11 protein-coding genes are annotated in these 14,063 nt (G+C 43.4%); 6 read left to right on the top strand and 5 right to left on the bottom strand.

Annotation, left to right across the window (positions count from 1 at the left end):
* Position 1: 1 nt before the first annotated feature.
* The 4 genes from BWD42_RS24310 (at position 2) to BWD42_RS24295 (ending at position 5,313) form a co-directional block, all read left to right on the top strand.
* Positions 2-1,951 (top strand): hypothetical protein, encoded by a 1,950-nt coding sequence (locus BWD42_RS24310; RefSeq protein WP_077439090.1) that lies wholly within the window; start codon positions 2-4, stop codon positions 1,949-1,951.
* 98 nt (positions 1,952-2,049) lie between these two features.
* The gene (locus tag BWD42_RS25310) at positions 2,050-2,262 is read left to right on the top strand and encodes a PLDc N-terminal domain-containing protein (RefSeq protein ID WP_077439088.1); all 213 of its coding nucleotides are present in this window, start codon (positions 2,050-2,052) and stop codon (positions 2,260-2,262) included.
* A gap of 67 nt (positions 2,263-2,329) precedes the next feature.
* Complete coding sequence (locus BWD42_RS24300) at positions 2,330-3,610, top strand: replication-associated recombination protein A (RefSeq protein ID WP_077439086.1); 1,281 nt, start codon at positions 2,330-2,332, stop codon at positions 3,608-3,610.
* A gap of 125 nt (positions 3,611-3,735) precedes the next feature.
* Positions 3,736-5,313, top strand: coding sequence for a S41 family peptidase (locus BWD42_RS24295; RefSeq protein WP_077439084.1), 1,578 nt, complete (start codon positions 3,736-3,738; stop codon positions 5,311-5,313).
* A gap of 194 nt (positions 5,314-5,507) precedes the next feature.
* Here BWD42_RS24295 and BWD42_RS24290 read toward each other — a convergent pair whose 3' ends face one another.
* From BWD42_RS24290 to BWD42_RS24270, 5 genes are all read right to left on the bottom strand, one after another.
* Entirely contained in the window at positions 5,508-6,425 is a 918-nt protein-coding gene (locus BWD42_RS24290; RefSeq protein WP_077439082.1) for a hypothetical protein, read from the bottom strand.
* Between the two features lie 124 nt (positions 6,426-6,549).
* Complete coding sequence (locus tag BWD42_RS24285) at positions 6,550-8,178, bottom strand: ABC transporter ATP-binding protein (RefSeq protein WP_077439080.1); 1,629 nt, start codon at positions 8,176-8,178, stop codon at positions 6,550-6,552.
* 20 nt (positions 8,179-8,198) lie between these two features.
* Positions 8,199-8,468: a PqqD family protein gene (locus BWD42_RS24280; protein ID WP_077439124.1), complete on the bottom strand. Its 270-nt coding sequence runs from the start codon at positions 8,466-8,468 to the stop codon at positions 8,199-8,201.
* 259 nt (positions 8,469-8,727) lie between these two features.
* Entirely contained in the window at positions 8,728-9,198 is a 471-nt protein-coding gene (locus BWD42_RS24275) for a S24/S26 family peptidase (RefSeq protein WP_077439078.1), read from the bottom strand.
* 6 nt (positions 9,199-9,204) lie between these two features.
* Positions 9,205-10,116: a DUF5106 domain-containing protein gene (locus BWD42_RS24270; RefSeq protein WP_077439076.1), complete on the bottom strand. Its 912-nt coding sequence runs from the start codon at positions 10,114-10,116 to the stop codon at positions 9,205-9,207.
* Between the two features lie 299 nt (positions 10,117-10,415).
* Between BWD42_RS24270 and BWD42_RS24265 the strand changes: the two genes are divergently transcribed.
* Both BWD42_RS24265 and BWD42_RS24260 read left to right on the top strand, forming a co-directional pair.
* On the top strand, positions 10,416-12,950 hold the full coding sequence (locus tag BWD42_RS24265; RefSeq protein WP_139351276.1) for an SLBB domain-containing protein: 2,535 nt from the start codon (positions 10,416-10,418) through the stop codon (positions 12,948-12,950).
* Positions 12,951-12,954: 4 nt separating this feature from the next.
* Entirely contained in the window at positions 12,955-14,028 is a 1,074-nt protein-coding gene (locus BWD42_RS24260) for a hypothetical protein (RefSeq protein ID WP_077439072.1), read from the top strand.
* The last annotated feature ends 35 nt before the right edge of the window (positions 14,029-14,063 follow it).

Below are 14,063 nucleotides of genomic sequence, written 5' to 3'. Positions count from 1 at the left end.
TATGAAGAGAAAATTAGTGTATACATTAGGTCTTGCTTTCCTGGCCGTTGCCGCATGTAAGCGGGATGACTATTGGAACCAGACGACAGTTGTACCACGCGGAAGCATCAGTGGAACTTTGACCAATACGGATGATAATACAGCATTAAAGGGTGTTAAGATCCTTTTTGAGCGGCAGACAAAAGCGAATGGCGAACAGACATTTGTAGATACGGTGCCCACAGATGATAAAGGACAATTTAAGTATGCCGTTCCTTATCCCAATAAAGTGAAAGTGTCTATACGGGATACCGGACGATATCAATTGAATGAAACCTTTGTTGAACTCAGCGAACAGAAAGATTATCCGATAGCGTTGAAAAGCTTTCCGCGCTTTGGAGTTTCCCAGATTAATGTTCAAGTACTTAGCGAAGATAAACAGCCTTATGAAGGCATAAGGATAGGACTTTACGAGCGTGAAACCAGTACCGAATCATATTCGGCAGTAGACACCTTGGTTTCTGACGCGCAGGGCAAGGTATCTTTCACGGGAAGGGCATTTCCTGTACGCTATAAAGTAAAGATTACCGAACCGGATATTGCCTACAGTCCTGATTCTGTTGAAGGAGCTTTACTGACCAAGACAGCGATTGAACTGAGCCTTACAACAAGATCTTTATTTGGAAAGGGTAATCTCAAATTGATGAGTAAACAGATATTCAGTAACCGGGTTATAAAAAATGAGAAGCTTCAGTATCGTTATAAATCGGTTTTGGACAGTAAATTCTCTGCCTGGGAGGAAGGTGAATTTGGCGCCGACGGACAGTTGACACTTGTCAACAAAGTCTATCCCGGTGAGGTTGAGATTAAATACAGTGCCAATTCAAAGGTGCGATTTGAGGTACAGAATAGCACGATGACCCTGTCAGAACTCAATACAACGACTCCTTTTCCAGTGCTCATCAAAGACTTGGAACCTCGCTACAAAGAGCCAGTGTTGACAAATCTAAAAGTTTCTACCCTGGTCTTGAACAATGGACTCAAAGTGAAGGGACCTTTTGCCATAACAATGGATAATAGTCACAACCTTTATATTGCGGATGGTTATAAGAATCAGTTGTTTATGGTGGACGCCCAAGCGAATGCTAGCGTTATTGCCGGTAACGGTACCGCGGGTTCGGTTGACGGAGCTGGTACTGCCGCAGCCTTTAACGGGATGTGGGGAGTAGCGGTAGATTCCTCCGGAGTCATTTATACAACGGACGCTGCCAATGTAGCTGGGGCGCATCGAATTCGTAAGATTGTAAAAGCGCCGAACGGTGATTATACGGTGAGCACAATTGCAGGTACGGGGACAGCTGGCGCGGCTGATGGTGCGGGTTCGGCGGCCACCTTTACGAGACCTTCAGGTATTATTTTTGACAAGGCCCGAAAATGCCTGTATGTATCGGAATGGGGAGCCGGTCGTGTCCGTAAGATTGATCTTTCAACGACGGCAAATACGGTGTCTACGCTGGCAGTACCAGCTGGCGCGAGCAACCTATTTACGATGACCTTGACGCCGGACGCTGAGGATATGTATGTGTCAAGCAATAACAACAACAATATTTTCAAATACAATTTTACCTCAGGCACGATAGTACCCTATCAGAATTCAGGTGTCAATAATAGAGGATTGTTTGCGACAGCAGGCGATAAGCTGTTGGCCACATCTGGCAACAACAACTTGATCTTCTACTATGACTTGAAGACCAACACGATGACGGAGTTATCGACCAGAGTTTCCTCAGGTGATGAAACTGGCAAAGTCATCGAAAACGTACCAATCAAGGATGAAGCGGCAAGGTTCTTCCAGCCTTTCGGGATCTATTACGATGTCTGGACAGGCAACTGGTATGTAGCCAATAATACAAATAAAAATACAGAAAATGGTTTCGGGTCGGTCCGAATCATACGGTCTGATGATATTTAGATCGTAGGCTATATTACACTAGGGAATACATAATTTAATGTTGAGGATGGGACCCCGAGTCAAAAATTTTGGGGTCTCATTATTATGATCGATTAGTTATGAGTGTCTTATTTTTAAATTTTGGAATGACTGAGATACTGTTCTTGATTATTTCCATTCTGATTACTGTTTTTACCATTTACCATATTTTTTCAAACTCAAATATTCTACCCCAAAATAAAGGGATCTGGATTGTATTGGTCCTGCTCTTCAATTTTATTGGATGTCTTATATATTTTGCGGTTGGTAATAAAAGATCAGGAGAAGAATAGATCAAATGAAAAAATGTTAAAGTCCCACTCATATCTCAATACTCAAATCTAAATACTAATTTTGTGTATGGCAACACGTATTCCACTTGCAGAACGACTACGTCCACATCAATTGAGTGATTATGTGGGGCAGCAGCATATTGTCGGTCCCGATGCAGTCCTTTATCATGCGATCCAGCAAAAGAATATTCCCTCCATGATCCTATGGGGGCCTCCGGGGGTTGGGAAAACAAGTCTGGCGCTGTTGATTGCGAAAGAGCTCGATAGGCCTTTCTTTTCCCTGAGTGCCATTCAGGCCGGGGTAAAAGATATCCGTGAAGTCATTGATAAAGCTGAACGCTTGATGAATTTCAATCAGGATCAGCCCATTCTGTTTATTGATGAGATCCATCGTTTTTCCAAGTCCCAACAGGATTCGCTGCTGGGAGCGGTCGAGCGCGGTTTGGTTACCCTGATCGGTGCGACAACTGAAAACCCCTCTTTTGAGGTAATATCGGCTTTGCTATCCCGCTGTCAGGTCTATGTGCTGGAGCATCTGTCCGAAGCGGACCTGATCGGACTGGTTCAAAAGGCGCTGCATGAGGATGAATACCTCCAAAAGCATGACATTGTCGTTGAAGAATATGAGGCCCTGTTGCGCCTGTCTGGCGGTGATGCACGTAAACTATTGAATGTACTTGAACTTGTTGTCAACGCGGCACTTCTTCACAAGGAGCCGATTACCAATGCCTTTGTCCTGCGCCAGGTACAACAGAATATGGCGATCTATGACAAAGCTGGAGAACAGCATTATGATATTATTTCGGCCTTTATTAAATCGATCCGGGGATCGGATCCAAATGCAGCGGTATACTGGCTTGCGCGGATGATTGAAGGGGGAGAAGATCCCTCATTTATCGCCCGTAGATTATTGATTTTAGCTTCAGAGGATATCGGTAATGCTAACCCCAATGCACTCCTGCTGGCCAATAACTGTTTCCAGGCCGTGAATGTCATCGGTTGGCCCGAATCGCGTATTATTCTTTCACAGACCGTCATTTATCTGGCAACTTCGGTCAAGAGCAATGCATCCTATGAAGCCATCAATAAGGCTCAGGCGCTGGTGAAACAGACAGGCGATCTATCCGTTCCACTACACATCCGTAATGCCCCCACCAAACTGATGAAAGAGCTCAATTATGGGGCTGAATATAAATATGCACATGCCTATCCCGGCAATTTTGTGTTGCAGGAATTTCTGCCCAAAGAGGTTAGTGGCGTAAAACTATACGAGCCGGGACAAAATCCACAGGAGGAAAAGATCCGACAGAGCCTGCGGGACAAGTGGAAAGAGAAATACAGATATTAGTATTTAGACATTAGTAGTTAGATTGTAGTAGCCGCCGAAAAACTACAATTCTTTGATATCAAGCGTAATTATATTGCATATAAAAAGCAATTTATCTATGTTTGTTTTACAAATTGCTTCAACATATGAATATAGTGCCTCTAAAGCAAGTAGGGCGTTGGGCAGCGATAGCGCTAATCGGACTTACGGTTCTTTCCTGTAAAAAGGATCATCCCAAGCCCGAACCACCGGAGCCAAAACCAACTGACCGAACCGAAGGTCAGCTTATCAAAGACGATATTTATAAATACTATAAATTGTATTCCTTGTGGGCAGACGGTTCAGTTCCCGATTATCTGAATAATCCGGCGCAATTTACAGATCAATATAACTCTGCCACAGCTGTACTCGAGGCATTAAAAAAAATGAGTCCGGCACATGCAGCATATGCGAAATGGGGCGGGGTATTGGATCGCTTTTCTTATGTGGATGGCATTAATGGCTATGATGTTTCGGGACAGGCAAGCACCAAGATGGATAATAGCGACGGTTATGGGATTTCTGTCCAATGGTTTTCGATCGACGGTAAGGTTGCCAAACCTTATATTTCCTTTGTTGAAGGCGGCTCGCCGGCTCAAATAGCCGGATTTAAACGGGCCGACATTATTACTTCGGTCAATAATGATAAGGAGAATTATTCTGTCGAAGTCAACTGTCCCACTAGCACCTGCGAGGTGAAGGATGCAGCTGCCTATAGTCGCCTAAGAAACAATATCAATACAGCTTTAGATGCCGCGAACCTGACACTCCAGGTACAACGTGCCAATAACCAGGTTTTCAAAAAAGAAAACTTGGCCTATACATCTTATCCGATCAATCCAATTTATAAGGATACTGTCTATACCTACAGTAGTAATAATGTAGGCTACCTAGCACTTTCCTCCTTTGAAGAAATTGATAATGTCTCAAGTGGGGGGAAGACCAATAAAACAACTACTGACGCCGCATTTAACAAATTTCAGAATATGCAAATCAAAAGCCTGGTTGTTGACTTGCGTTATAATGGTGGTGGCTATGTGGATGCCGCGGTATATATTGCCGATAAGATCGGGGGGGCAAAGACCAAAGGTAAACTGATGCTGACCTATGAGATGAATAAATATATGCAGTCGGATGCCGCAAAAGGATTACGGGAGCAGTTAAATATGAACGATACCTATTTCGAGGGACTGAGCACACTCAATCTCAATAAAGTCTATTTCCTGGTGAGTGAAGAGACGGCTTCTGCGGCAGAGATGCTGATCAACGTGCTTACACCGCATCTAAGCGTAGAAATTATTGCGACCGGGACAAAAACCTATGGTAAACCTGTAGGCTTCTTTGAACAAAAAATACAGAATAAAGCCTCCTATTGGCCAGCTTCATTTATCTTAAAAAATTCACGCGGAAATTTAGGTGAGAAATATAACAATAGAACCGAGGCCAATTTACGTGATTACTGGGATGGTTTGGTTCCTGACGAGGTCAATATAGGTGATGATGTATCGTTCGATGTGGGTAATCCCCAGGAGAAAATGTTGGCGACGGCTTTAGCTGATGCGGCACCGACTAGTAAAGCACGGGCGACATTGCGCAGCCTTTCTACACGAAGTATCCGCACCGTCGAACAGGGTAAAATCCATACACGGACAGAACGTGGCATGATTAAAAGAATAAACAGATAATCTAAGGGCTCGCTATCTGATTGTAGCACTTGCACGGAGAGAAGTGAAAACGGGAATGTCCAGTCTTTTTTTGGATATTCCCGTTTTTATTTAGTTCTGCTCAGTTCCCTATAACCTGATTTCAACTATTCAGTTCAAGGCTCGCTTTCTTTATGAAGTTTATCCCCATCAGCAGCCTCATACAGCTTAGTATGCTAGCTTTCCGTATTATCAAATATAAAATCATAACAAAGCTGCGCCGCCGCCGCATCAGGTAAACACTGTAAATAACCCACAGCGACTTCGCCAATTATTTTTTCCAGGATTGTATTCATTTCCGTAAATAGATCTTTATTCCATCGGATTGCTGTGCAGCTGGGTAGTACAGCAATAAAGCCCTTGAGTCCTGGCTGCCAGGTAAAGGTATTGGCTGGAGCCTGTTGTAAGCGTACGAAGGCTTTTAGCGGCAATCGTTCATTTTTATAGCAAGCTGTCTTGCCGCTCCAAGGTGTGCCATAGATAAAAATGCCCTCAGCAGTTATCCGGACGGCAGGATTATCATCATTGAGCAATACCGTGTTAGGAATATTTGCGAGCCACAGCCTACTATGGGTACTTTTTCCGGTTCCGCTTTTCCCTAAGAAGGCAATCCCGTTACCCTGGTGATTGACCACGGAAGCGTGGATCATGATGGTATCATGCAAGAGACTGGCCTGGCCAAATATCATCATCGACATCCAGGTTATGACTGCGCTCTGTTCATCGGCAGAGCTTTCCGGGACATAAATCGTAGAAAGTTCAAAGTTACGGTTACTATATTGGTACCATGTCCCATTTCCGCGCTCATTTACGATGGTGGTAATAAACGTATCCTCCTTCTCATAAAAACGGAAGCGATCGCCCCAAGCGATAGACTCATCTGTCCGTAGCAGTCCCAAATCCGCTGTTACGGGGGCCTTTTCGAGACTAATATTGATCGTAATATCCGCTTTTTCATCCACAAGATCGATCTGAAAATCCCGAAACGAGCTGAGGATGTGATTCAATGCAATAGCTGTTGGGTGATTAAACTCCAAAATTAAGTCTGCGATGCGGTAACGGGTTTGAGACTCTGATAAATTCGTTATATTCATAATTCGGGTCCTATGTGAATAATTCCTTCAAGAGCACAGCGGCTCGTTTCTTCTTTTAATATGTTATAATGCCTATCCAGCTTGTTTTCATAGCCATTTGCGTTTAATGATTATTGGTATTCCTTTAATCCAGATAAATGCGATGCTGGCATTTATCTGCCAAATGTAAGTCGTGCGTTACAAACAGGCATATTTTATGTTTTCCATAGTCGAGCAAGCGTTGTGTCAGTGTATCCGAAGTGGTTCGGTCCAGGGCCGAGGTCACCTCATCAAAGAGCCAGATATCGCCATCGTGCATCAGTGCACGGGCAATAGCGATACGTTGGGCCTGCCCCTCCGATAGCCCCATGCCGGATTCTCCCACTAAAGTATCCACGCCATCGGGAAAGTCAAATACAAATTCTGCACAGGCCAGCCAAAGCGCTTTATGGATATCGAGCGGGCCATCTTCTTTGACATGGAGCATAAGATTCTCCCGGATGGTGCCGCTAAACAACGAATTGCCCTGCGGGATATAGGCAAAATTGATGCGGTGTTTTGCCTCCAAAAATCTTTCGCCGGTCGAATCTACCAATGTGATCGTACCTTTTTCAGCTTTAAGCAGCGATAATAACAGCCGGATCAAGGTGGTCTTTCCTTTACCGCTGGGGCCGATAATTGCGGTTGGTTCACCTGCTTTCAGCGAAAGATTTAACTGTTGCAGCACCCATTTATCTTCATAGCGAAAGGAGAGGTCAGTGATCCGCAGTTCTTTTGTACTGTTCAGGCGTTCCTGCTTTACCTGAGGCTCAATTTCACCTTCCTGCAGTTCCAGTAGTCGGTCTGCAGATACCCGAAAGCGGACGAAACCCGGGATATAGGCAATCAGCGCAAGAATGGGCGTCTGGATCCGGGCGACCAATTGCAAAAAGGCCGTCATCGTTCCAAAAGTAATCTGTCCCGATTGTAGGCGATAGACCCCCCAAATGAACGCAACCAGATAACCGGCATTCATGGCCACTTTCATGGCACCCTGTGTATAGGTTGAAAAATTGATCTGACGCATTTTCAGCAAGAAAAGCTGTTGTTGGCTTTCGGTTAATTTGGCCCGTCTTTTTGGGAAAATGCCCATTGCCCGGATAAGCAGGCGGAAACGCAGATTTTCCTGGAGCACTTTTGAAAAATTGCTCTCCTCTTCTTTGACCTCTTTGCTGAGTTTGCGCATCCGGCGGAAGTATAACTTTGAAAAGACAAACAAAGGGGAGATGGCGAGGATCATCAGGGCGAGCATTGGATCCATATACCATAGAAACCCAACGGAGGCCAGTAACTGGATAATCGTCAATACAAAGGAAATCACGGTGCTGGCAATGGTGTTGGCCACCTCCTCGCAGTCCGTCTGGATCCGTATTTGTATATCACCGGTATGCCAGTTTTTGATCAGCTTCCATACCGACAGCATCTGTGCATCCAGCATGCTCCGTTGCAACTGGAGCGTAAGCATCAATTTGATGCGCTCCAGTAAACGGCCTGAGTAGCCTTTGATCGCCACATTTAAGCTGATACTTCCAATAATGCCGATCAACAGCCATTTGAGTGGCAGCTCTCCTGGGGAAGTCGCTACATCAACTGCTTTTTTGGATAGGTATACAAAAATCAGCGAAAGACCGATACAGATCAGTTCCAATACAAAGTAGAGAAGTAATCTGCCGCGGTAGCCATCGCTGATGGACCAGGCCCAGCGCGCATGTTGTTTCAGGCTGTTGTTGTTCATTCAGATGATCAGTGGAAGCGTTATTTTTCCAATAGTCCTTGTTTCTCAAAATCCGCAAGTAAAACTTTCGCATCGGATTGCGCCTGTTGCTCGTCCACCTCATAGTTGTCACAGAGTAGCCCAACGATTGTTGTCATGTCAAACTCCTTGCCTTTCAATTGTTCCCATAACCATGCTGCTGAGCTATTTAATGTGTATACAGTTGATAAATCAACCATATCCTGACTAGGGTCAACAATTAAATGATCTGAACCAATTGTTCTCAATACTAAATCCGATCTTAATTTCATATGTGAATTATTTGTTTTTTTAATGGCCATATGCGATATCCTCCTGTTTTCATACCAGTTTGGTGTTTTCCCCACATGGATATTTCATATGTTGATTAGCTGTTTTTAATAGTCCTAATTGAATAGCCAAATGATCGCTATGCATTTGGGTACTTTATTGAATAGAACTAAATAGAATAAATAAAATCAAAATTAATAAATATTTTCTCATGCTTTCTATTTCCTGTTGCGACACGCAATTTTCGCTATTTGATCTGCTCTAAGCCGTTATTAGGCGTTTTAGTTTAGCCATAATCCGGCGTAAAAGACGGATGTGGTACCATCCCAAGCCGCGTAATCTTGCCCAGCTGTGATTTAAATTAATTTCCAGCGCTGAGTTTTTGGGAAAATGGACCGAAGCAACCGCAATAATGTCGCTGTTATTGATACACTCCCGTAGAACAAGATTGCCATCTCCGGCCAGCACGATCTGTGCATTCTTTCTCCCCACATAACGATGAAAAACATATTTTCCTTCATGCCGGGCTAATATATTACTGCCCAATGGCAACGGTTCACCGCGATAAGCCTGTAATAAAACGCTGTCACCGTCTTCAATAAATGGGCGCATGCTTCCACCTTTGATACGGATACGAACTTCTTTACCCTCGTCCAGCATACGTTGTACTTCGGCAAAATAAAGATCATTGGAGATAATGCGTGATTTATTGTCTTCCGAATGTTCGGCCATAGTGTATTAATTGGGTTGCACGAAATATTGAATCACTTGTTGTAAATACGCATCTTTCAATAGCACCTTTTTGTTTTCATCCAAGAGGTATATCGTTGGTGATGCCTTGAGGTCATACAAGTTGAAAGATAGGATCTTGCTGTCGCTATCAAAGCCATTGATCCATTTTTCGGACATCTCGGACATATAATTTTTCCATTTGCTGCGGTCTCCCCAGGGATCGATGGCTACGATCTGCAGTTGTAATTCCGAAAATGCCTGTACCAATTGGGGGGTATCACGGAGCTGATGGATGGTCTCTTTACAATGCGAGCAGTCAGGATCGTAAAAAATCAATAAGGTAAACTTGGCTTTGACCTCTGATAGCTTTTGTTTGCTTCCATTGGCAAGTTCATAGCTAAAATCCTCCGCGGGTTGACCTACTTTATTGCGCAAGACCAATTTGTAGACCGGCCGATAAGCCTCTTTCTCCAGATCCGATAGTAGATCCGTTTTGATCATATAGCGAAGCACAGACTCGTAGAGGATATCATTTCGCATCGGCGAATTGCCATCATAAAGATAACGTTCGTATAATTTAACAAAGTGGTCGAAACTGGTCCTATTGGATTTGGCTTTATCCAACATCAGGTCTACAGCCTTGTCCCTTGTGGCAGAATCCGGAGTTTTTGATAATAGCCCGAGAAAGTCAGCGAGTTGCTGCTCACCTTTGTCGGGATTCTTCACCTGAGTGCTGTCGTTCATATCGAATTTATCCCAGAAATGTAACAAACTGCTATCTGCAGCACTTATCGAGCTCGCCTTTTGCGGGATTGTTTCGTTACTTTCTTTTTTTGATTTATTATTTCCATCGCAGGCCCACAGTAGACCTACGATTATGCCTATCGACAACCAAAAACCAAGAGTTGAACTTTTCATTCTAATTTATGCTTAATGTCGCTAAGTTAATAAAACTTTCAGGATTCCCTTGATACAATCCCGGCATTATTGTGCCAAGCTGGTTTACTTAACTTATCAGCCCTTTGAATTGATGTGACTGATTTCCTGGGGAACAGGTCGTAGCAGATGGGATCCTATTTACGTTAGAAAGCTGAACAGCGCAGCATTAAGCGAGAATAAAAATGGACTTTCTGTCGTCATGTAGCTTTCTGCGTAAATTTTTTAAACGGTTTAATTAAATAGTTTTACTAATTTTGCGGCAAATGCCAATATATCGAATGAAAAAAATAGTTTTATGGTTTTGTATGATCGGATTTGTGGGCACCGTATGCGCACAGACCAATCCAGCCAATATCAAGGTAGATAATCTGACAGATGCTCAAATCGAGCAATATGTAAAACAGGCTGCCCTAATGGGTTATGACGAAAGCCAATTGGATGGCTTTGCCCGTGCTCAGGGAGTATCTGCTGTTGAAGTCCAAAAACTAAAAGAGCGTTTGGCGAGAATTAAACGTAAAAAGCAACAACCCGATCAGTCGCAGGGCAATCCGAATACCACGAGCAACGGCCGTCGGACATCGGGCCGTCAGGTAGGTGGGGCAAACAATACAGATTCCTTAAGTAATAAACGGAACGCTAATCCCGATTCTCTTCAGCAAGATGACGGGAAGTTGAAAATATTTGGTTCGGACCTCTTTAAAAATAATAGCATCACGTTTGAACCCAACCTTCGGATGGCAACGCCAAGCTCCTATATCATTGGCCCGGATGATGAGATCTTGTTGGATATCACCGGTGACAATGAAGCGTCTTATCAACTGCCTGTCAGCCCAGATGGAATGATCAAGGTGGAATATGTGGGTCAGATTAATGTGGCGGGCTTATCCATTGCTGCCGCAAAAAGCAAGATCGAACAACGCTTGAGCGGCACTTACCCGGCAATCCGTTCGGGAAGAACCAATGTCAGTGTTACCATCGGTAACATCCGGACCATCCGGGTTACTTTGACCGGTGCTGTGACAAAACCAGGAACCTATAGCCTACCGTCTTTAGCCACGGTATTTAATGCACTTTACGCTTCCGGCGGTCCCAATAAAAATGGTACTTACCGTCAGATCCAGGTGATTCGTGCCAACCGCGTCGTTAGTACGATTGACGTCTATGATTTTTTGGCGAATGGGATACAACAGGGCAATATCCGTTTACAGGATCAAGATATTATCCATATTCCTGTCTATGGAGCGCGGGTACAGTTTGAAGGTGAAGTAAAACGACCTGCTATTTTTGAGACCGTCGCTGGCGAGTCATTAGCCGATATCTTGCGGTATGCAGGCGACTTCACGGAGAATGCCTACACGTCGAAGATTAAAGTATTGCAAACAACAGGACGTGAGCGCAGTGTGCAGGATGTATATTCTGATCAATTCGCAAATTATACGCCAAAGGGCGGTGATCAATATATTGTCGAACCGATATTAGAGCGTTATGCCAATCGGGTTACTGTACTGGGGGCAGTATTCCGCCCGGGTATTTTTGGGCTTGAACCCGGATTGACATTGAAACAAGTTCTTGAAATGGCCGATGGTGTACGTGAAGATGCCTTTTTAGAACGCGGTATTATCAACCGCCTGCAGAGCGATAATACTGCCGAGCTGATTAATTTTAATGTACGCGAGGTATTGGCAGGAACAGCTGCTGATATTCCGTTAAAGCGCGAAGATAAAATTGAAATCGCCTCTATTTTTGATCTGCGCGATGAATATAAATTTACTGTTCAGGGTGAGGTCCGTTTTCCGGGGGATCTGCCTTTCGCCAGCAATGCCACGCTGGGGGATGTAATTCAAAAAGCTGGCGGGCTGACCGAAGCAGCAAAAAATGCACGTGTGGAGATTGCCCGAAGACTTAAACAGCGCAATGCGGGTGATCACAGTTCTTCGCAGACCATTTTAGTGGATATCAAAGATGGTATCCTGACTGATCCAAGCATCGCTTTACAGCCCTATGATGTGATTTCTGTATTAGGCGATGCCGGTTTCCGTACACAACGCCAGGTGACCATCGAAGGGGAAGTTTTATATCCGGGTGTTTACACGATTTCGCGCGAGGACGAACGTATTTCAGATATCGTCAAGCGCGCAGGCGGATTGACCAGTTATGCTTATACCGAAGGTGCCTCTTTAAGGCGTACGGGGATATCTAAATTGAAAGCGGCGGAGAAAAAGGAGAAAGAGCGTCTAAAAAAAGAAATGGAACAAGATAGCTTGGACGAAGAAGGTAATAATAGAAAGAAAAATACAGACAAGGAGCCCGATGAGGAAAGCGCTGACAACTCCAAAGCTAAAAATACCGCTTTGGCTAAGGTGTCGCAGCAAGGCATGTCAGCTGAGGAGGTTGAACCCAGCGACTTGGTCGGTATTGAATTGAATAAGATTTTAGCGAAACCTTACGAAAAAGGCGACTTATTGGTTTTGGATGGTGATATGATCACCGTACCAAAAGAACTGGAAACGGTGAAGGTGGTAGGTGAGGTTTTGAATCCGAATAATGTTGTTTATGTAAAGGGTAAAAACCTGAAATATTATATCAACCAAGCCGGTGGTTTTACGGATAATGCATTGAAAAAACGTGTTTTTGTTCAATATGCCAACGGAGCTGTAAAAGGTAAGTCCGGAGGATATCCTGATGTGAAACCAGGGGCGGAGATTGTTGTTCCCAAGCGTGCGCCAAGAGAACGTATGAGTGCGCAAGGTTGGGTTGGATTGGGAACAGGTATTGCCTCTTTGGCAGCTATTATTGTATCATTGTTGCGTTAGAATAATGGAAAATTCACAAAATATTCATGAAAGGCGAGCCGATGAAATTTCTATAGAAGAACTTTTCGGTAAATTTCAGTCTTGGCTAAAATACCTACTGTTTAAATGGTATATTATATTTATTGCAGGCATATTAGGAGCAGTTGCCGGTTTTTTCTATGCTAATAGACAAAAGCCTATTTATACCGCAACAACAACATTCGTTTTGGAGGGAGCTGATAAAGGAAATGGTCTCGGACAATATGCAGGCATCGCCTCAATGATGGGTGTAGATTTAGGCGGCGGTGGCGAAGGTATATTTCAAGGCGACAATTTGCTTGAATTATATAAGTCCAGAAAAATGCTCGAGGCAACATTATTACTACCTTCACCGAGTGATAGTTCATTATTATTGATCGATAGGTACCTCCATAATTCCGCGGTTAATGAAAAAAAAGCTGTGGATAAACTTATGGGAGTGAATTTTAAGTTAGAGAATTCATCTTCTTCCAAAAGGTTACGGGACAGTGTATTGCAGAAAGTAGTTGCTAATCTTAATAAGTATAATCTTAAGGTTGGTAAGCTGGATAAAAAATCGTCAATTTTCAAAATTGAAATACAATCTCCTAGTGAGATCTTTTCTAAAGAATTTAATGAGCTGTTGGTTCAGCAAGTGAATGAATTTTATGTTAGGACAAAAACAAAAAAGTCTTTAGATAATATTGCCATTTTACAACGTAAAACCGATTCGGTCAGAGCGGTAATGAATGGTGATATTGGAACTATGGCTGCAATAATAGATGCGACGCCGAATTTAAATCCCGTGCGTCAAGCGCAAAGGGTTATTCCAACACAACGCTCACAATTTTCTGCCGAGACAAATAAACTAATTTTGGGTCAGTTAGTACAGAATTTGGAATTAGCTAAAATTAGTCTTATGAAAGAAACACCACTGATTGAAGTTCTTGATGAACCTCGCTATCCAATTGATAAAAAGACTTTTTCTACGATAGCGTATTCAATTATTGGCGGAATTGTGACTAGCTTAATAATAATATTTGTTTTTTCGGTCCTATGGTGGTTGCCGAAATTATCATAATAATATTTTTCAAATATTACTTCTTGAAATTTCTT

This window comes from Sphingobacterium sp. CZ-UAM (assembly GCF_002000245.1).
Taxonomy (GTDB): domain Bacteria; phylum Bacteroidota; class Bacteroidia; order Sphingobacteriales; family Sphingobacteriaceae; genus Sphingobacterium.
The sequence above is the reverse complement of the archived record's forward strand: the minus strand, read 5'-3'. Positions and strand labels throughout refer to the sequence as shown.

What these genes read in the sequence shown, in the direction of transcription:
- BWD42_RS24295 (WP_077439084.1), top strand. Translation starts at nt 3,736, where the DNA reads ATGAATATAGTGCCTCTAAAGCAAGTAGGGCGTTGGGCAGCGATAGCG.
- BWD42_RS25310 (WP_077439088.1), top strand. Translation starts at nt 2,050, where the DNA reads ATGAGTGTCTTATTTTTAAATTTTGGAATGACTGAGATACTGTTCTTG.
- BWD42_RS24260 (WP_077439072.1), top strand. Translation starts at nt 12,955, where the DNA reads ATGGAAAATTCACAAAATATTCATGAAAGGCGAGCCGATGAAATTTCT.
- BWD42_RS24285 (WP_077439080.1), bottom strand. Translation starts at nt 8,178, where the DNA reads ATGAACAACAACAGCCTGAAACAACATGCGCGCTGGGCCTGGTCCATC.
- BWD42_RS24300 (WP_077439086.1), top strand. Translation starts at nt 2,330, where the DNA reads ATGGCAACACGTATTCCACTTGCAGAACGACTACGTCCACATCAATTG.
- BWD42_RS24265 (WP_139351276.1), top strand. Translation starts at nt 10,416, where the DNA reads ATGAAAAAAATAGTTTTATGGTTTTGTATGATCGGATTTGTGGGCACC.
- BWD42_RS24290 (WP_077439082.1), bottom strand. Translation starts at nt 6,425, where the DNA reads ATGAATATAACGAATTTATCAGAGTCTCAAACCCGTTACCGCATCGCA.
- BWD42_RS24310 (WP_077439090.1), top strand. Translation starts at nt 2, where the DNA reads ATGAAGAGAAAATTAGTGTATACATTAGGTCTTGCTTTCCTGGCCGTT.
- BWD42_RS24270 (WP_077439076.1), bottom strand. Translation starts at nt 10,116, where the DNA reads ATGAAAAGTTCAACTCTTGGTTTTTGGTTGTCGATAGGCATAATCGTA.
- BWD42_RS24280 (WP_077439124.1), bottom strand. Translation starts at nt 8,468, where the DNA reads ATGAAATTAAGATCGGATTTAGTATTGAGAACAATTGGTTCAGATCAT.
- BWD42_RS24275 (WP_077439078.1), bottom strand. Translation starts at nt 9,198, where the DNA reads ATGGCCGAACATTCGGAAGACAATAAATCACGCATTATCTCCAATGAT.